A 672-nucleotide genomic window follows, 5' to 3' on the forward strand; every position below is an offset into this window, starting at 1 on the left:
GACAGTATGAAAATCTTCGACTGAGTCAAGAATGAGATCAAACATTCAAGACGAAGGAGACGAAGATTATGCAGCCAGTACCACAGGATTTGTTGAAGGAATACGTTCAGAACCAGCACTTCACCAGCACGACGGAGATCATGGAGGCCATGAAGGAAATGTTCCGGGACGTCATCCAGACCGTCATGGAAGTGGAGATGGACGAGGAGCTAGGCCGTGAGCGCTGTGAGCGCTCGGACGCGCCGGAGGGAACCCCCAGAAACTACCGCAACGGCTACACGAAGAAGACCGTTAAGACCCAGCTGGGCGAGGTGGACATCAAGGTTCCCCGGGACCGGAACGGCTCCTTCGAGCCCAAGATCATCGGCAAGTATGACCGGAATGCGGACGGGATGGAGGATAAGATTCTGGCGCTGTACGCCTGCGGCATGAGCCAGCGGGATATCGCTGAGCAGATCAAGGAACTGTACGGCGTGGAGATCTCTCCGGAGCTGGTAACGAAGATCAGCGAAAAGATCATGCCGGAAGTCACAGCCTGGCAGAATCGTCCTCTGGAGCCGGTGTATCCGTTTGTGTTTATGGATGCCATTCACTACAAAGTGCGGGAGGACCGGCGGTACGTGACCAAAGCAGCCTATGTGGTGCTGGGTGTCACCATGGATGGAAGGAAGG

At 55.2% G+C, this 672-nt stretch carries 1 protein-coding gene; it reads left to right on the forward strand.

Features of this window, described 5'->3' with window-relative positions; all coding sequences use genetic code 11:
* Positions 1–68: 68 nt before the first annotated feature.
* On the forward strand, positions 69–672 hold a 604-nt coding region (locus ACTNBU_RS12690), incomplete at its 3' end, for an IS256 family transposase (RefSeq protein ID WP_441034458.1).

It is taken from the genome of Dysosmobacter sp. HCP28S3_G4, from assembly GCF_052065175.1.
In the GTDB taxonomy this organism is placed as follows: Bacteria; Bacillota; Clostridia; order Oscillospirales; family Oscillospiraceae; genus Oscillibacter.